Annotated in this window: 15 protein-coding genes and 1 pseudogene; 10 read left to right on the plus strand and 6 right to left on the minus strand. The window is 74.8% G+C overall.

Features of this window, described 5'->3' with window-relative positions:
* Positions 1-8: 8 nt before the first annotated feature.
* A complete protein-coding gene (locus ACFYE1_RS13490; protein ID WP_387743704.1) occupies positions 9-554 on the minus strand; it encodes a TetR/AcrR family transcriptional regulator in 546 nt (181 codons plus the stop codon).
* 122 nt (positions 555-676) lie between these two features.
* Between ACFYE1_RS13490 and ACFYE1_RS13495 the strand changes: the two genes are divergently transcribed.
* From ACFYE1_RS13495 to ACFYE1_RS13510, 4 genes are all read left to right on the plus strand, one after another.
* Positions 677-2,194 carry an MFS transporter gene (locus ACFYE1_RS13495; RefSeq protein ID WP_387743706.1) on the plus strand — a complete coding sequence of 506 codons (1,518 nt, stop codon included), beginning with the start codon at positions 677-679 and terminating at the stop codon, positions 2,192-2,194.
* Positions 2,195-2,307: 113 nt separating this feature from the next.
* Positions 2,308-2,832: a mycothiol transferase gene (locus ACFYE1_RS13500; RefSeq protein ID WP_387743709.1), complete on the plus strand. Its 525-nt coding sequence runs from the start codon at positions 2,308-2,310 to the stop codon at positions 2,830-2,832.
* A gap of 473 nt (positions 2,833-3,305) precedes the next feature.
* Positions 3,306-5,105 carry a M23 family metallopeptidase gene (locus ACFYE1_RS13505; protein WP_387743711.1) on the plus strand — a complete coding sequence of 600 codons (1,800 nt, stop codon included), beginning with the start codon at positions 3,306-3,308 and terminating at the stop codon, positions 5,103-5,105.
* A 109-nt stretch (positions 5,106-5,214) separates the two neighbouring features.
* Positions 5,215-6,642, plus strand: coding sequence for an FAD-binding oxidoreductase (locus ACFYE1_RS13510; RefSeq protein ID WP_387743714.1), 1,428 nt, complete (start codon positions 5,215-5,217; stop codon positions 6,640-6,642).
* 82 nt (positions 6,643-6,724) lie between these two features.
* Here the strand turns inward: ACFYE1_RS13510 and ACFYE1_RS13515 are convergent, their stop codons facing one another.
* The 3 genes from ACFYE1_RS13515 to ACFYE1_RS13525 form a co-directional block, all read right to left on the minus strand.
* The gene (locus tag ACFYE1_RS13515) at positions 6,725-7,666 is read right to left on the minus strand and encodes a hypothetical protein (RefSeq protein ID WP_387743717.1); all 942 of its coding nucleotides are present in this window, start codon (positions 7,664-7,666) and stop codon (positions 6,725-6,727) included.
* Positions 7,667-7,718: 52 nt separating this feature from the next.
* Complete coding sequence (locus ACFYE1_RS13520; RefSeq protein WP_387743720.1) at positions 7,719-8,252, minus strand: alpha/beta fold hydrolase; 534 nt, start codon at positions 8,250-8,252, stop codon at positions 7,719-7,721.
* Positions 8,253-8,325: 73 nt separating this feature from the next.
* Positions 8,326-8,973, minus strand: coding sequence for a maleylpyruvate isomerase family mycothiol-dependent enzyme (locus tag ACFYE1_RS13525; protein ID WP_387743723.1), 648 nt, complete (start codon positions 8,971-8,973; stop codon positions 8,326-8,328).
* A 74-nt stretch (positions 8,974-9,047) separates the two neighbouring features.
* Between ACFYE1_RS13525 and ACFYE1_RS13530 the strand changes: the two genes are divergently transcribed.
* The 5 genes from ACFYE1_RS13530 to ACFYE1_RS13550 all read left to right on the plus strand — a co-directional run bounded on the left by ACFYE1_RS13530 (position 9,048) and on the right by ACFYE1_RS13550 (position 13,142).
* The gene (locus ACFYE1_RS13530) at positions 9,048-9,551 is read left to right on the plus strand and encodes a MarR family winged helix-turn-helix transcriptional regulator (protein WP_387743725.1); all 504 of its coding nucleotides are present in this window, start codon (positions 9,048-9,050) and stop codon (positions 9,549-9,551) included.
* A 96-nt stretch (positions 9,552-9,647) separates the two neighbouring features.
* Entirely contained in the window at positions 9,648-10,649 is a 1,002-nt protein-coding gene (locus ACFYE1_RS13535; RefSeq protein WP_387743728.1) for a zinc-dependent alcohol dehydrogenase, read from the plus strand.
* Positions 10,650-10,672: 23 nt separating this feature from the next.
* Complete coding sequence (locus ACFYE1_RS13540) at positions 10,673-11,092, plus strand: 6-pyruvoyl trahydropterin synthase family protein (protein ID WP_368822913.1); 420 nt, start codon at positions 10,673-10,675, stop codon at positions 11,090-11,092.
* 5 nt (positions 11,093-11,097) lie between these two features.
* The gene (locus tag ACFYE1_RS13545) at positions 11,098-12,279 is read left to right on the plus strand and encodes a glycosyltransferase family 4 protein (protein WP_387743731.1); all 1,182 of its coding nucleotides are present in this window, start codon (positions 11,098-11,100) and stop codon (positions 12,277-12,279) included.
* Positions 12,276-13,142 carry a class I SAM-dependent methyltransferase gene (locus ACFYE1_RS13550; protein WP_387743734.1) on the plus strand — a complete coding sequence of 289 codons (867 nt, stop codon included), beginning with the start codon at positions 12,276-12,278 and terminating at the stop codon, positions 13,140-13,142. The genes ACFYE1_RS13545 and ACFYE1_RS13550 overlap by 4 nt, the downstream gene beginning before the upstream one ends.
* On the opposite strand, the gene ACFYE1_RS13555 is transcribed toward ACFYE1_RS13550, so the two are convergent.
* On the minus strand, positions 13,135-13,902 hold the full coding sequence (locus ACFYE1_RS13555; RefSeq protein WP_387743737.1) for a CDP-alcohol phosphatidyltransferase family protein: 768 nt from the start codon (positions 13,900-13,902) through the stop codon (positions 13,135-13,137). The two genes, ACFYE1_RS13550 and ACFYE1_RS13555, sit on opposite strands and share 8 nt — an antisense overlap.
* 93 nt (positions 13,903-13,995) lie before the next feature.
* On the opposite strand from ACFYE1_RS13555, the gene ACFYE1_RS13560 reads away from it, so the two are divergent.
* Complete coding sequence (locus ACFYE1_RS13560; protein ID WP_387743740.1) at positions 13,996-14,883, plus strand: lysylphosphatidylglycerol synthase domain-containing protein; 888 nt, start codon at positions 13,996-13,998, stop codon at positions 14,881-14,883.
* A gap of 139 nt (positions 14,884-15,022) precedes the next feature.
* Here the strand turns inward: ACFYE1_RS13560 and ACFYE1_RS13565 are convergent.
* A pseudogene (locus ACFYE1_RS13565) lies at positions 15,023-15,769 on the minus strand (GTP 3',8-cyclase MoaA); the annotation flags it as partial.

Below are 15,769 nucleotides of genomic sequence, written 5' to 3' on the forward strand. Positions count from 1 at the left end.
CCGGGCGCTCAGGGGCGTGGGCTGAGCCGGTCCACCGCGGCCAGGAGGTTCTCCAGGATGGTGTGCCGCTGCGCGCTGTCGTCGGGCAGCAGCCCGATCGACGCGTTGTGGTAGAGCCCGTCGCCCATCTGCTGGACCGCGGTCGCCACCACCGGATCTCCCACGTCCGCGAGGATCAGCTCGTACCACGCCTCCTCGAGCCGCTTGAGGGCGGCCCGGGCGTTCTCGTCCCCGGCCTGGACTAGGCGGGAGGCCACGATCAGGGCCCGGTCCAGCCGGCTGTCCTCGAACAGGGACGTGACCAGGAAGTAGCGCGCGGCCCCGTCCGGCGCCGCCGCCATGCCCTCGAGGTCCAGGCGCATGAGCTCCTCGAGCCGCTGCAGCGTCGCGTCCACGAGGGCGTGGCGGTGCGGGAAGTGGTACAGCAGGCCTCCCTTGGACACTCCGGCGGCGGCGGCGACGGCGTCGAGGGTCGCGGCGCGCTCGCCGTCGTCGAGGACGATCTGTTCGAAGGCGGCCAGGAGCTTGTCCCGGGCCACGGGTGGGCGTGGCATGTGAGGAAGACCTCCCTGGGTCGGACGTGGTGCCCATTGTGTCAGCTCGTACATAACTGTACCGTCTAGACGGTACAGTTATTGAGACTGTCCGATCCTGATCCGTTCCCCGGAGGTGAACCATGACCACTCTGCTGACGCCCCGCCCCACGGCCGGTGCGCGCGAATGGGCCGCACTGGCGGTCCTGATGATGCCCGTCCTGCTCGTGTCGGTCGACAACACGGCGCTGAGCTTCGCGCTGCCCACCATCTCGCAGGCGCTGCACCCCACCGGGGCCCAGCTGCTGTGGATCGTGGACGTCTACCCCCTCGTGCTCGCCGGCCTGCTCATCCCGATGGGGTCCCTCGGCGACCGGATCGGCCGCCGGCGGCTGCTGCTGATCGGCGGCACGGGCTTCGCCGCCGTCTCCGCGGCGTCGGCCTTCGCGCCCACCGCCGAGCTGCTCGTGGCGGGGCGGGCCGCCATGGGGTTCTTCGGCGCGATGCTGATGCCCGCGACCCTGTCCCTGCTGCGCAACATCTTCCTGGACCCGGTGCAGCGCCGGATCGCGATCGCGGTGTGGGCCGGCGGCTTCAGCGGTGGCGCCGCGCTGGGCCCGGTCGTCGGCGGTTTCCTGCTCAACCACTTCTGGTGGGGCTCGGTGTTCCTGATGTCCGTGCCGGTGCTGCTGCCCCTGCTCGTGCTCGGCCCCGCGCTCGTGCCGGAGTCGCGCGACCCCCGTCCCGGACCCGTGGACGTCCCGTCCGTGCTGCTCGCCATGCTCGCCATGACCCCCGTGGTCTACGGCATCAAGGCGGCGACGGCCTCCGGGGAGCTCTTCCACGGCCTGCTCAGCGCGGCCTTCGGCGTGCTGGCCGGTGTGCTCTTCGTCCGGCGCCAGGCGGTTCTGGCGCACCCGATGCTCGACCTCGCCCTGTTCCGGCACCCGGGCTTCAGGGGCGGCGTGACCGTCAACGTCCTCGGCAACGTGGGGCTCTACGGATTCCTGTTCATGCTGACCCAGTATCTGCAGCTCGTGGTCGGCCTGGACCCGATGGCCGCGGGCCTGACCATGGTCCCGGGCCTCGTCCTCACGGTCCTCGCCGGTTTCGTGGCCGTGCGCGCCGTGCGGTGGCTGACGCCCAGGACCGTGATCACGGCGGGGATGCTCCTGTCCTCGGTCGGCTTCCTCGTGGTCGCCCTCGCCGACCTCTCCGCGGACGCCGGCGTCGGGGTGGTCCTCGTGGCCTTCTGCCTGGTCGGCACCGGCATCGGGCTCGCCGAGACCCTGTCCAACGACCTCGTCCTCACGGCGGCCCCGCCGCACAAGGCCGGAGCGGCCTCGGCGATCTCGGAGACCGGCTACGAGGTCGGTGCGGTGCTGGGCACGGCCGTGCTCGGCGGGCTGCTGACCGCGTTCTACCAGCGCCACCTCGACCTGCCCACGGCCCTGGGCGCCGGCTCGTCGGCCGCGGCGCACGAGACCCTCGGCGGAGCCGTCGAGATCGCGGAGGGCGCCGGGGCGCTCGGTCCCGCCGTCCGGGAGGCGGCGGTCGCCGCGTTCACCGCGGGCATGCACTGGACGGTGGTGGTCATGACGGCCGTGGTGCTCCTGGCGGCGTTCACGGTCGCCCGCATGCTGCGGCCGGCCGGGCGCTGACCGCTCCACCGCCGGGGCTGGCCGCGCCACCGGACGGCGACGCCGCCCCCGGGGGGGACGTAGGCTCGGCGGCAGGGGCCGGCCCGGCCCCCGGCACGGAGGGAGCGGACGCGATGACGCCGCAGGAACTGTTCGAGGACGCCGCTCGCCGCCCGTCCCAGGTGGCGGAGCACGTGCTCGCGGGCATCTCGGCGGAGGTGCTCAACACCATGCCGGGCGGGACCGCGAACTCCGTGGTCTGGCTGATGTGGCACGCGGCCCGCCAGCAGGACGCGCAGGTGGCCCAGCTCGCCGGTACCGAGGAGGTGTGGACCGCGGACGGGTGGAGCGAGCGGTTCGGCCTGGACGTCCCCGACTCCTCCATGGGCTTCGGCCACGGCCCGGAGGACGTCGCGAAGATCCGCGTGGCGTCCCCCGAGCTGTTGCGGGGCTACCTCGACGCGGTGGTGGAGCGCACGGTGGCCTACGTGCACGGGCTCACCGCCGCCCAGCTCGACGACGTGGTGGACCGGTCCTGGACCCCGCCTGTCACCCGCGGGGTGCGCCTGATGAGCACGGTCGACGACGCCGCGCAGCACCTCGGCCAGGCCGCCTACGTCCGCGGCCTGCTCGACGACGGGTGGTCCGGGCCCTACTGAGGGCCCACAGGGGCAGCGGGATCCGTCCCTGGGGCGGGTGCTCTCCCCGCGTCCGGAGCACGACCTGCCGCCTGGCCTGAGAGGATCCGGAGGCGGACGGCGCGATCGCCGAGCGGCAGCAGTTCGAGCTCGACCTGCAGTCGCCGCGCGGCCGGGTCCAGGACCTGGAGGAGCAGCTGGCGCGGCTTGGCGACGAAACGCCTGACCCTGACCCTGACCTCCACCTGATCCCGACCTGGAGGAACAGGTGGCGATCATCGTGACGCTTCAGGGACGCATCGCCCAGCTCGAGGAAACACCCTGAAACTTGTAAAATCATTGAGTCGTCGTATGACAAGGCGCCGATGAGGGGACGGCGGATCTCTCGGTCCGCCCCTGCAGCTCCCTTAGGCTGATCACGCTGGGTACCAGCACTTCGAACTCCTGCACGATCTTCTCGTCGCTCGTCGCGACTTCCTGGGGGAAACACCGTCATGCCCCGCGACTCCTCTCGCCGTCCTGCCCGCACCGATCTGCGTCACCGCGCCTCCTCGCCGGTGACCGCCCTCACGGCGTTCTCGGCCCTCGTGGCCGTGAGCGTGGCCGTCAGCACGGGCATCGCACCGGGCGCCGTCGGCGAGCGGGGGACTTCGGCCTTCGGTGCTCCGGCCACCTCCGCCGAGGGGCCGGGCGACGGGTGGAGCCTGCTCGCGGCCGGACAGGAGCAGACCACCCCTCCGGCCGGACCGCTGCGGGACGACCGCGCTGCCTCGCCCGTGCGCGACGGCGGCGCCGGCAAGGGCTCCTGGCGGGAAGGGGCGGGGCGCGGTGACGGCGGTCGCGAGACGGCGTCCACGGTGCGCCCGGGACGGCAGGCGCCGAAGCTGTACCAGGGCGAGCTGCCCGTCAACACGATCATCGCCCCGGCCCGGCCCGGTGCCGTCCTGCACGGTGGCCAGTTCGGCTGGCGGATCGCCCCCGACCGCGGCGGGCGGGAGTTCCACAACGGGACGGACGTCTCGGCCGCGGCGGGCCTGCCGGTCGTCGCAGCCCTCGACGGCGTGGTGACGGCAGTGTTCTGGGACGTCTGGGGCGGCAACCGGGTGGAGGTCACCCACGCGGACGGGATCAGGACCACCTACAACCACCTCGAGGACGTCCGGGTTCGGACCGGTGACCGGCTGGCCGCCTCCGAGCAGCTCGGCACGGTCGGGGCCACCGGCATCCGGGTCACCGGCCCGCACCTGCACTTCGAGACCTGGGTGGACGGTCAGGCGGTCGACCCGCAGTCCTTCGACTGGGTCGACGGCATGCGCGTCATCCCCGCCTCCCGCAGCAAGTACTCCCTCGAGGTCCCCGTCCCGGACACGGTCGAGGACCCGGCCGCGAAGAAGGCAGAGGAGAAGAAGGCAGAGGTCGCGAAGAAGGCAGAAGCGGTGAAGAAGGCAGAGGCCGCGAAGAAGGCAGAAGCGGTGAAGAAGGCGGACGCGGCGAAGAAGCAGGCGAAGGCCGCCGAGAAGTCGGAGACCGCCAAGAAGGCTGAGGCGGCGAAGAAGGCAGAGGAGAAGAAGAAGCAGGCCGACGCCGCGAAGAAGGCCGAGACCGAGAAGACCGGAACCACCGGGCAACCGGTGCAGCAGGTCGAGGACGTACGGCCTCCGACGACCCCGGTGAAGCCTGATCCGGTGGTGGTCGAGCCGGTGAGGCCTGATCCGGTGGTGGTCGAGCCGGTGAGGCCTGATCCGGTGGTGGTCGAGCCGGTGAGGCCTGATCCGGTGGTGGTCGAGCCGGTGAGGCCTGATCCGGTGGTGGTCGAGCCGGTGAGGCCTGATCCGGTGGTGGTCGAGCCGGTGAGGCCTGATCCGGTGGTGGTCCAGCCGGGGCAGCCCGAGCTCGAGCCGGGAGTCGCTCCCGTGGTCGTTCCGGACGCGGTGCGGGACTCCGACCGGGACGGAACCCTCGACGTCGAGGATCCGGACATCGACAACGACGGCACTCCCAACGAGCTGGACGACGACATCGACGGGGACGGGATCCGCAATGACGTCGACCCGGACATGGACGGCGACGGCCTGCGCAACGAACTGGACGACGACACCGACGGGGACGGCATCCCCGACGACAAGGACGACGAGCCGCGTCGCCCCGCGCCCAAGGCGGCGTCCAAGCCCGCCACCGACCCGGCCGGGGCCGTCGGCCCGGACGGCCCCGCGAAGGGCGCTGCCGCAGCCGGGGCCGCTCCGGACGCCGAACCTGCGCCGACCGCCGGATCGGACGGGACGGTCCGTCCCTGAGGTCTTGTGCGGAGTTATGCAGGCGTGACGAGGGCATCTGCCGAGTCCGGAGCGCACGGACTAGAATTTGCCCCCGGGCCGACGATTTTTTCGCGCAGGAGCGGGAGCCATGAGCACCACCGACCACGGTGCGCCGGGCAACGGGACGGCCAGGGCGCTCCAGGGACTCCGGGACCGTCTCAGCGGGGGGCTGGTCGAGCCGGGGGATCCCGACTACGACCGGGCCCGCCGCGTCTGGAACGGCCTCATCGACGCCCGTCCCCGGGCCGTCGTGCGGGCCGGGGACCTCGATGACATCGACCTGACCCTGGCCACGGCGCAGCGCACGCGGTTGCCGCTGGCGGTGCGGGGCGGCGGGCACGGTGTCGCGGGCCACGGCACGGTCGATGGCGGCCTGGTGCTGGACCTCGGGCGGCTGCGGGGCGTCGTCGTCGATCCCGCGAACCAGCTCGTGAGCGTCGACCCCGGCACCACTCTCGCCGCTCTCGACCGTGTCACGGCCCGGCACGGCCTCGCCGTTCCCGGCGGCCTCGTCGGCGCGGCCGGCGTGGTGGGGCTGACCCTGTGCGGGGGCATGGGCTGGCTGACCCGCAGCAACGGGCTGACCCTCGACAACCTGGACTCCGCCGACATCGTGACCGCCGCCGGGGACCACCTGCACGTCAGCGAGGAGGAGAACGCCGGGCTGTTCTGGGGGCTGCGCGGCGGCGGAGGAAACCTCGGGGTGGTCTCCTCCGTCACCTTCAGGGCCCGCCGGCTGCCGTCCACGGTGCTCGCCGGGAACCTCCACTACCGCAGGCCGCACTGGCAGCGCGCCCTGACCGCCTTCGCCGAGTGGTCCCACGGTCTGCCGGACGAGATGAATTCGATCCTCACGTTCGCGATCCCGCACCAGGGGGCCGGGATGGGCGACGAACCGGTGCTGACCGTGGGGTTCAGCTGGGCCTCCGAGGACCACGCGGCCGGCCTGGACGTCGTCGACGGCCTGCGGGAGGACGCTCCGCCCGACGCCGAGGAGATGGGCCCGACGCCCTGGCTCGTGTGGCAGGGGACGCGGGACGGTCTCTTCCCCAAGGGCTCCCGCGGCCACTGGCGGAATGTGCCCTTCTCCCGGCTGGACGACGAGGTCGTCGACGTCCTCGTCGGGCTGGCCTCCGGGATCACCCGCCGGGGCACCGGCATCGACGTCCACCACCTCGAGGGCGCCTTCGGCAGGGTGCCCGAGGAGGCCACCGCCTTCCCCAACCGGTCCGCGCGGTACTGGCTGACGGTCCACGGCGTCCGGAACGATCCCGCCGACGACGAGCACCTCGCCGCCTTCGTCCGGGCCGTGCGCGACGAGATGCAGCCCTTCGCCGAGCACGGCGAGTACGTCGGCCTCATGGGTCCGGACTCCGAGCTCGGGGGCGATCCACCGGAGGCGGTCCGACTCGCCTACGGGCGGGAGAAGCACCAGCGGCTGGCCGTCCTCAAGGACCGCTACGATCCCGAGAACCTCTTCCGGCACACCCTGAACGTCCTGCCCGGCCGGTCCTGAGCCGACGTCGGGCGGGGTCCCCTCGCACGGGCCGCACCAGGTGGATCCGGGCAGGGGGGCCACCGTGCGCGGCCGTGCGAGCTCAGGCGGGCCCGAGCGCGAGGTACAGGTCGACCACGGCGGTGGCCACGTCCTGGCCGCACGCCGCGGTGGGGTATCCGGAGCCCAGCACCGCGATGTGGTGGGCCGTCCCGCCCGTCACCGTCCGCCCCACGCTGTGGGTGTCCCACTGGCCACCGGCGTCGGGCAACCACCCGTTCTTCACGAGGGAGTCCGCCGTTCCGGCCCTGTCCGCGCGCTCAGCCCCCACGCCCCACGTCTGGGACGGGTGGCTGGGCCGCATCTGCTTCCGCAACCAGGCGAGGTCCTCCTCGGGCAGCCAGTCCGCCCCGTGGACGACCGTGCTCAGCACGGCCAGCTGGTCGGAGGCCGTGGTCAGGTTGTGGCCCCAGCCGCCCGAGGACCGCGTCCAGCCCACACCCATGAGGTCGTAGGTCTCGTTGAGCTCGCCCTCCATGGCGGCGACCGTGGGTCCGAGGGCGCCGTAGAGGGAGGTGGTGGACTCGTTGCCGCTCTCGTGGACGCTGTCGTGGATCAGCGCGCGCTGCTGCTCCGTCAGCCGGCCGTCCCGCTCGGCGGCGAGGCGCATGGTGGTGAGGGCCAGAGGGACCTTCGAGAGACTGGCCTCCATGCCGGACACCTCGGGGTGGTGGGCGAAGACCGTGCGGCCGTCCGTGTCCTGCACCAGCAGCCCGATCTCGGCGCCCACCGCCCCGCCCAGCTCGTCCAGGGCGGCGGTCAGGGCGCGCTGGTCGTCCCGGCCCGCGGGTCCGTCAGCGACGGGCAGCGGCCCGGCGGCCGGGCTGCAGGAGGCGGGGACGGCGACCGGTGCGGTCGTGGCGACCTCGCCGCCCGGGGCAGCGGGGAGCGCCGCCGCGGGAGCCGGGACGGAGAGTCCCAGGAGGAGCGCGGTGGCTCCCAGGGTGCGGGCGGTCCTGCGGTACTGCGGGTGTGGTCGGCTCATGAGCCCCATGCTCTCGTACGGCGGCCGTTCCGCCGATCCGTGCGGGTTCTCCTCACGTAATGAGGCCTCGGTCCGTCCAGGACGTCGGCAGGTGGCCGCCGGCCGGGAGCAGCACGATCTGGGCCGAGGGAAGCCGCTCGGTGAGGCAGTGCGCGTGGGCGGGGGGCACGACGTCGTCGTCCTCGGCGTGGACCACGACGATCTCGAGGTCCGCGAGCTTCCGGCCCACGGTGGCGGGCAGGGCGAAGCTCCGCTCGTCCCCGTCCGGGTGCTCCGGGCACCAGCACGGAGCACCCACGGTCACGACGCGCTGCAGCAGAGTGGGGATCCGGTGGCAGAGGAAGCGCAGGGCCTCGGACCCGCCGAGGGAGTGGCCCACGATCACCCAGGGCTCGTCCGGGATGGCGCGGACGGCCCGGCCGATCGCCTCCTGCCACTGCTCCGGGTCGGGGTCCTCCGGGCTCGGGAGGTCCGGGGCGACGAGGTCGGCGTCGGGCCACTGCCGCCGCACGGCCTCGAGCACCGGGTTGTCGCCGGGTCCGGGCTGGGGACCGGCGCCGTGCAGGAAGAGGATGCGCTGGACCATGGGTCACCTCGGGGCCGGGGGAGGTGACGGCGGACGCCGCCTCCACCAGCGTCCCCGCCGTCGCGGCGGGGTGTCAAGAGCCGCGAGCGGCTCCCGCCCCCGGTCCCACGAGCTCCAGACCGGGCCCCTCGAGCCGGTCGAGGGCGGCGGTGCGGCCGGTCAGGAGCAGCAGCAACGCCTCGACGGTGCCCCGGACCTCCGGTCCGCCGCCGGCGTGCCAGTCGATGTCGGTCGCGGTGAGCGTCACCCCGCGCAGTCTCCGGCGAGCCCAGAACGGGAACGGCACGGACCACACGCGCTCGGCGGCCGTGCGGGCAGCCTCCGGGGGCATGGCGTGGTGCCGGCCCAGGGGCAGGGCGATGTCCTGGGTGTGGACCAGGACGTCGAGGAGCGGATCCCGGACACCCGTGCCCGGGGGATGGCGCCGCGACCCGTCCAGACGGCGGTAGTCCGCGACGATCGACGCGACCGGCCGGCGGCCGCGGGCCCGGGCGTCCAGGTACACGGCGCGGTTGTAGTCCCCCCGGCCCTGCCACAGGGCCCGGGCGAGATCGGTCAGACCGAACTGGGGCGAGGAGATGACATGGGCCGCGACGTCCCGCACCGCCCACCCCGGGCACAGGGTGGAGTGGTCCCAGTCCTCGGGGCTGAGCGTCTCGAGCAGGTCCGCCAGCGCGGACCGCTCCCGGTGGACGGCGTCCCAGATGGCGTTGCGGTCCATGGTAACCTCCCCTAGTGGTCAAGTTTACTGACTAGATTTTCCAGCGGAGGACGCCACGGTGTCAAGGGGTGGACATGCACGAGGACACGGGGACGAACACCGGGCTGCTGCTGTACTACCCGTACCGGGACATGGAGGTCCGGGTGCTGGAGGCCCTGCACGCCGCCGGCTTCGCGGACCTCTCCTACGCCCAGGCGCGGGTCTTCCAGCGGATCGGCCCCGAGGGCACCCGCACGGTGCAGCTGGCGGAGCAGGCCCGCGTCACCAAGCAGACGGCCAGCCTGCTCGTGCAGGCCATGGAGGAGGAGGGGTACGTGGAGCGGCGTCCCGACCCCGCCGACGCCCGGGCGCGGCTCGTGACCATCGCCGAGCGCGGCAGGGCCGCCCAGGCGGTGGCGGCCGGTGTGGTCGCCGAGGTGGAGGAGCAGTGGCGGCGCACGCTCGGGGCACGGCGCTATGCCGCACTGCGCCGGGCGCTCGCCGACCTGCACGAGGAGCCCGGTGACGTCCGCTCCCCGCCGGCTGACCACGGGCCGCCCGGCCGACCCGGGCCAGGTCATCAGCGAGAGCCCGGCTGACCGCGCGGTTCCGTGGTCAGCCCGGCTCGTGGAGGTCATGCGGGTCCGCGGCGGTCACCCGGTGGCGCGGCGCCGTCGTCAGGACACAATGGGACCATGACCGACAGCGCTGCCGCCCCGGAGGAGACCCGCACCTGCCGCGCCTACTGGACCGCGGAGCCCGGCCGGGGAGAGCTGCGCACCGCGGGGCTGCCCGTCCCGGGCGCGGAGGACGTCCTGGTGCGGGCGCTGCGCTCCGGGATCAGCCGCGGCACCGAGTCGCTCGTCCACCACGGGCTCGTCCCGGCGCGCGTGCACGAGCGCATGCGCGCCCCGTTCCAGGAGGGGGACTTCCCGGGCCCGGTGAAGTACGGCTACCTCTCCGTGGGCGTGGTGGAGCGGGGGCCGGAGGCACTGGTGGGCCGGCGCGTGTTCAGCCTGCACCCCCACCAGGACCGCTACGTGCTCCCGGCCTCCGCCGTGACCCCCGTGCCCGACGACGTGCCCTCCGACCGCGCGGTGCTCGCCGGGCCGGTGGAGACGGCCGTCAACGCCCTGTGGGAGGCCGCGCCCCGCTTCGGGGACCGCGTGGCCGTGGTCGGCGCGGGGATGATCGGCGCGTGCGCGGCCGCGCTGCTGGCCCGCTTCCCGCTCACCCGGCTGCAGCTCGTGGATCCGCAGCCGTCCCGCCGGGAGCTCGCGGCCCGGCTCGGCGTGGAGCACGTGCTGCCGGAGGACGCCGCGGGGGAGTGCGACGTCGTCCTGCACGCCTCCGCCACCGCAGCCGGCCTGGCGCGGGGGCTGGAGCTGCTCGGCGACGAGGGCGAGCTGATCGAGCTGTCCTGGTACGGCGACGAGGACCCCGCCGTTCCGCTCGGCGCCGACTTCCACGCCCGCAGGCTGCAGATCCGCGCCAGCCAGGTGGGCGCCGTCGCCCCCGCACGCCGGGCCCGCCGCACGACCGCCGACCGGCTCGCCACCGCGCTGGACGCCCTGCGGGACTCCCGCTTCGACGCCCTGCTTTCCGGGACCTCCTCCTTCGAGGAGCTGCCCGCCACCATGGCGCAGCTCGCCGCAGGAGCCCCGGACGTGCTGTGCCATGTGGTGCACTACGACTGACCGTCCCCGACCCGAGGAGCCTCGTGTTCACCCTGACCGTCCGGGACCACATGATGATCGCCCACAGCCTGCCGGACCCCTTCTTCGGTCCCGCCCAGAACCTGCACGGGGCCACGTACGACGTGGAGACCACCTGGTCCCGTCCGGTCCTCGACGAGCACGGGGTGGTCATGGACATCGGCGTGGCCAACGACCTGCTCGCGGGCGTCCTCGACGGGCTGCGCTACCGCAATCTCGACGAGCACCCGGACTTCGCGGGCCGGCTGTCCACCACGGAGGTCCTCGCCCAGTACGTCGCCGAGCGGCTCGCGGCGGGCGCGGCGTTCGTCGAGGGGCTCGAGCGGCTGACCGTGACCCTCCGGGAGACCCCCGACGCCTGGGCCTCCTACACCCTCGAGCTGCCCGTGCTGAGCGAGCGCGGCGGGCCCGCCCCCGCCCGGTGAGCACCATGCGCGCGGGCCTCGACGTGGTGGTGCCCGACGACGGCGGACGGCCCACCGGTGGCTCGCTCTACGACCGCCGGCTGGTGGCGGCACTGGGCGCCCTGGGACGCCCGGCCCGCCTCGTGCCGGTGGCCGGGGACTGGCCTGCTCCGGACGGCGCCGCCCGGGCGCGGCTGCGGCGAGCACTCGGCGCACCGGCACCCGGGCGGGTGGTCGTCCTCGACGGCCTCGTGGGGTGCGCGGCCCCGGAGGCCGTCGACGACGCCGTGCGCTCCGGCGTGCCCGTGCACCTGCTCGTGCACCTTCCCCTGCCTGCTGACACCGGACCGGACCTCACGGCCGCCACGGAGCTCGCCCGGCAGGAGGCCGCCGCCCTCGCCGCCGCCACCGGCGTGCTGACGCCCAGCACCTGGGCGGCCCGCGACCTCTTCCGCCGCTACGGCACCGCGGACGCCGCCGTGGCCGAGCCGGGCGCCGAGCGCGGGCCCGTGGCCGTCGGATCGTGCCCACCGCGGCTGACCTGCCTGGCGTCCCTGACCCCGCGCAAGAACCAGCGCCTCCTGCTGGAGGCCCTCGCGCCGCTGGCCGGCATCGGCTGGACCCTCGACCTCGTGGGCCCAGAGGGCGCCCCCGAGTACGTCGGCGAGCTGCGCGCGGCCGTCCGCGAACTCCCCGGAACGGGGCGCGTGCGCTGCCCCGGTCCCCTCGGGGGCGCCGCGCTGGCCCGGCAGTGGGCGCGCACGGACCTGCTGCTGCTGCCCTCCACGACCGAGACCTACGGCATGGTCGTCACCGAGGCGCTCGCCCACGGCGTGCCCGCGCTGGTCGCGGCCGGCACCGGCGCGGTCGAGGCCCTCGACGGCACCCCGGGGCACCGGGACGAGGACGGTGCCGGCACTCCGGTCGACGCCGGCACCCGGGCCGGTGCCGCCCTCGACCCCGCCGTCCCGTCCGCCTGGACGGAGGTGCTGCGCGACTGGCTGACCGATCCCGCCCTGCGCGCGCAGTGGCGGGCCGCGGCGCTGGTCCGCCGCGAGCGCCTGCGCGTCTGGGAGGAGACCGCCCGCGACGTCCTCGCGGCGATCGCCCCGCACCTCGACCCGCCGGACCCCCTCGAGCAGAACGCCGACCACGACCACGACACCGACCACGATCACGACACCGAACGAACCAGGAGACCGTCATGACGAACCACTCCACCCCCGACCGGCCCGTCGCCGGTGACTGGCTGGCCCTGCGTGAGCCCGCCGACGCCGCGGCCCGCGAGGACTCCCTGCCGCTGATCACCCGTCTCGTCCGGCACTGGGAGGAGCTGGCGCCGGACGGGGGCTCCGGCGCCGCGGAGACCGAGCCCGTCGTCGTCGTGGACCTCGGCGCCGGGACGGGGGCGAACCGGGCCTGGCTCGCCCGGCACCTCCCCGGCCCCCAGCGCTGGATCCTGCTCGACCACGACCGCGAGCTGCTCGACCACGCCGTGGCCGCCGCCCGGGAGGAGGGGGGCGACGTCGTGCCCGTCCTCGCCGGGGTCGAGGAGCTCGGCCGGGTGCTCTCGGAGCACCCGGCAGCCCGACGGCTCGTGACGTGCTCGGCCCTGCTCGATCTGCTGACCCGGGAGCAGCTCCGGGAGCTGGCCCGCGTGCTGTCCGAGGAAGCCGTCCCGGCGCTCCTCGCCCTGACCGTCGACGGCGAGGTCCTGTTCGACCCGCCCCACCACCTGGACCCCTCGGTGCTGGGGGCCTTCGAGGACCACCAGCACCGCGGCGAGCTGGCCGGCACCGACGCCGTGCGGCTGACCGCGGAGGCCCTCCAGGAGCGCGGCATGGTCGTGGACGTGACGCCCACCCCCTGGTGGATCTCCGACCAGGCGTGGGCCCGGCCCCTCCTCGAGCGGTTTCTCGCCGACCGCGCGGACACCGCCGTGGAGCACCGCCCGGACCTCACGGCCGAGGCCCACGCCTGGCTGCGGACCCGTCAGGTGGACTGCGCCCGTGGCCGGCTGCGGGCCACGGTGGGGCACGCGGACGTGCTCGGCCTCCCGCCCGTCAGCTGAGGCCGCGGGCGTTGCGTTCCAGCCACCGGACGTCCCGGCCGAAGGACACCAGCAGCAGGGCCAGCGCGACGACGGTGGCGGTGACAGCCAGTGCCACCGGGATCAGGGGGACCAGCGCGCCGAGCAGGACCCCGCCCTGGATCCCCGCCACCACCCGCCGGTACGAGGAGGGGGGCAGCTCGCGGCGCCACGGGGGACGCACCCGCAGGCCCAGCAGGAAGAGATAGCGCAGGGCGCCGATCACCACCACCCACCACGCCTCCGGCAGACCGATCCGGGAGGCGACGGCCACCGACAGCAAGAGCAGCAGCACGGCGTCGACCTCCTGGTCGAACCGTGCCCCGGCGCGCGTGGCGCTGCCGGTGCGGCGCGCCACCCACCCGTCGATCCCGTCGAGCAGCCAGGCGGGCAGCCCGACGGCGAACACGGCCCAGCACCAGGCGTCGACGGGCCGGGCTGCGTCCTGTGCCAGCAGGGGGGCCAGGCCCACGGGCAGGAGCGCGGCGACCAGCGCGACGAGCACGGAACGGCCCACGGTGACCCGGTCGGCGGGGCCGTACGGCTCCCCGCGGCGGCGCACGGTGCTGCGCACCACCGCGCCGAGCACGGCAAGTCCCAGCAGCCCGGAGGCCATCAGCACGGGCAGCGCCACGTCCGCCAGGAGGAGGAGCACCGCGAGTGCTCCTCCCAGGGCCACGAACGCCAGGAGTCCGTCCCGGCGCGCCGAGGGACGAGAGCCGGTGGAACGGGCCAGGGGCATGCGGTCGCCTTCCGCGTCGGGGGTCTTCATCCTGGGCGGGCCCTGCCCGCCGCGTCAATCGGGGCGGCGGCGGGCGGTGGCTAGACTGCGCCCATGCCCGCCGAGACCCCGCCCGCCCTCAGCCGGCGGCGGCCCGTTCTCCGCGCGCTGCTCGCCGCCGGGCAGGCGGCGACAGGGCTGGTGCTCCTCGCCATGCTGTTCCGCGTGCTGGGCACGGACGCGGTGCGCAGCGCCGTCGGGATCCTCACCCCCGCCACCGTGGTGCTCGCGCTGGGTGCCGGGCTCGTGGCCACCGGGGCCCAGGCCCAGCGCTGGCGGCTCGTGGCCCGCAGCCGTGGCACGCCGATCGGCTTCTGGGAGGCCCTGGGCGAGTGCTGGGCGTCCGGGCTCGTCAACCTGCTGCTGCCCGGGGGCGTGACCGGGGACGCGGTGCGGGTGCTGCGCCGCCGCCGGCGCGGCGACACCTGGCCCGGGGCCGGCGGCTCCGTGCTGGGCGAGCGGCTGGCCGGGACGTCCGTGCTCCTCGCGGCGGGGATCGTCCCTGCCCTGGCGGTCGGTGGCTGGCTCGCCGCGGCCCTCTGCCTCGGGGCGCTCGCCGTGGGGGCCGTCGCCTGGCGCTCGACGAGCGGCGCCCCGGTGCGGGACCGGGCCGGGGTGTGGGCGCTGTCCGTGCTCGCCTGGGCCTGCTACCAGGGCCTGTTCCTGCTGGCCGCCGTGCGCACCGCCCCGCAGGAGACCCTGACGAACCTGTGGGGGACCACCGTGCTGGGCCTGGCGGGGATGTCCGTCCCCGTCGGGGTGGGCGGCTGGGGCCCGCGCGAGGGGATCACCACCCTGGCCGCGATGGCCCACGGTCTGCCCGCCGGGACCGGCTTCGCGATCTCGATCGGCTACGGGCTGCTCGCCCTGATCTCCGCCCTGCCGGGAGCGCTCGTCCTGGCACGCTGGCTCCTGCCGGTCGCGCGCGTCCCGGGCCGGTAGCACCTCGAGGCCGCCGGCGACACGGGCCGCTCAGCCCTGGGCCTTCCCGGCGGGACAGGGTCCCCCGGGAAGTCGAGGTCCTCGGCCTCGGTCCCGGCCGCCGCGCGCGCGGCGGCGAAGTAGCGCACGAGCACGCCGCTCAGCCTCCGATCGCGCTCATCGAGCGCTCCGGCTGGACGTAGCCGGGGGAGTCCAGACCCACCTGGTCCATCCCGTGGGCGGCGGGTTTGGCCCACATCGCCGCCCGCCACCGCTGGGCGAGCTGGTCGTCGGTGGCCCCGGCCCGCAGCAGCGGCAGCAGCTCGACCTCCTCGTGCGAGAACAAGCACGAGCGCACCCTGCCCTCGGCGGTGATCCGGGTCCGCCGGCAGTCGGCGCAGAAGGGCTCCGTCACCGAGGCGATCACCCCCACCGTGCCCAGCGGCGCGCCCCCGGCCCCGGGCACCCCACCACCGGTGGCCCCGGTGGCGGCCACAGAAGCCCCGGTGGCCCCGTCGGAGGCGACGGCGGAGACTCCTCCGGTGGCCCCGGGGGCGGGCAGGGGGTGCACGTCCCACAGCTGGGCCGGGGCACCGTGGCGCGGCCCCGGGTGCGGGGTGAGCCGGAACCGGGTGGCCAGCCGGGCCCGGATCTGCGCGGCGGTGACCATGCCCGCCCGGGACCAGCCGTGATCGGCGTCCAGCGGCATCTGCTCGATGAAGCGCAGGGCGAAACCACGGCCCAGCGCCCACCCCAGCAGCTCCGGGGCCTCGTGGTCGTTGACCCCGCGGATCAGCACCGCGTTGATCTTCACCGGCACCAGCCCGGCCGCGGCCGCGGCCTCGGCCCCGGCCAGCACGTCCGCGAGCCGGTCCCGGCGGGCCAGGACCCGGAAGGTCGCAGCGTC

This window comes from Kocuria nitroreducens, from assembly GCF_042879195.1.
Taxonomy (GTDB): Bacteria; Actinomycetota; Actinomycetes; order Actinomycetales; family Micrococcaceae; genus Kocuria; species Kocuria nitroreducens.

Bases quoted from the DNA above. Each gene is read 5' to 3' on its own strand.
- ACFYE1_RS13490 (WP_387743704.1), bottom strand. From the start codon at position 554: ATGCCACGCCCACCCGTGGCCCGGGACAAGCTCCTGGCCGCCTTCGAA.
- ACFYE1_RS13495 (WP_387743706.1), top strand. From the start codon at position 677: ATGACCACTCTGCTGACGCCCCGCCCCACGGCCGGTGCGCGCGAATGG.
- ACFYE1_RS13500 (WP_387743709.1), top strand. From the start codon at position 2,308: ATGACGCCGCAGGAACTGTTCGAGGACGCCGCTCGCCGCCCGTCCCAG.
- ACFYE1_RS13505 (WP_387743711.1), top strand. From the start codon at position 3,306: ATGCCCCGCGACTCCTCTCGCCGTCCTGCCCGCACCGATCTGCGTCAC.
- ACFYE1_RS13510 (WP_387743714.1), top strand. From the start codon at position 5,215: ATGAGCACCACCGACCACGGTGCGCCGGGCAACGGGACGGCCAGGGCG.
- ACFYE1_RS13515 (WP_387743717.1), bottom strand. From the start codon at position 7,666: ATGAGCCGACCACACCCGCAGTACCGCAGGACCGCCCGCACCCTGGGA.
- ACFYE1_RS13520 (WP_387743720.1), bottom strand. From the start codon at position 8,252: ATGGTCCAGCGCATCCTCTTCCTGCACGGCGCCGGTCCCCAGCCCGGA.
- ACFYE1_RS13525 (WP_387743723.1), bottom strand. From the start codon at position 8,973: ATGGACCGCAACGCCATCTGGGACGCCGTCCACCGGGAGCGGTCCGCG.
- ACFYE1_RS13530 (WP_387743725.1), top strand. From the start codon at position 9,048: ATGCACGAGGACACGGGGACGAACACCGGGCTGCTGCTGTACTACCCG.
- ACFYE1_RS13535 (WP_387743728.1), top strand. From the start codon at position 9,648: ATGACCGACAGCGCTGCCGCCCCGGAGGAGACCCGCACCTGCCGCGCC.
- ACFYE1_RS13545 (WP_387743731.1), top strand. From the start codon at position 11,098: ATGCGCGCGGGCCTCGACGTGGTGGTGCCCGACGACGGCGGACGGCCC.
- ACFYE1_RS13550 (WP_387743734.1), top strand. From the start codon at position 12,276: ATGACGAACCACTCCACCCCCGACCGGCCCGTCGCCGGTGACTGGCTG.
- ACFYE1_RS13555 (WP_387743737.1), bottom strand. From the start codon at position 13,902: ATGCCCCTGGCCCGTTCCACCGGCTCTCGTCCCTCGGCGCGCCGGGAC.
- ACFYE1_RS13560 (WP_387743740.1), top strand. From the start codon at position 13,996: ATGCCCGCCGAGACCCCGCCCGCCCTCAGCCGGCGGCGGCCCGTTCTC.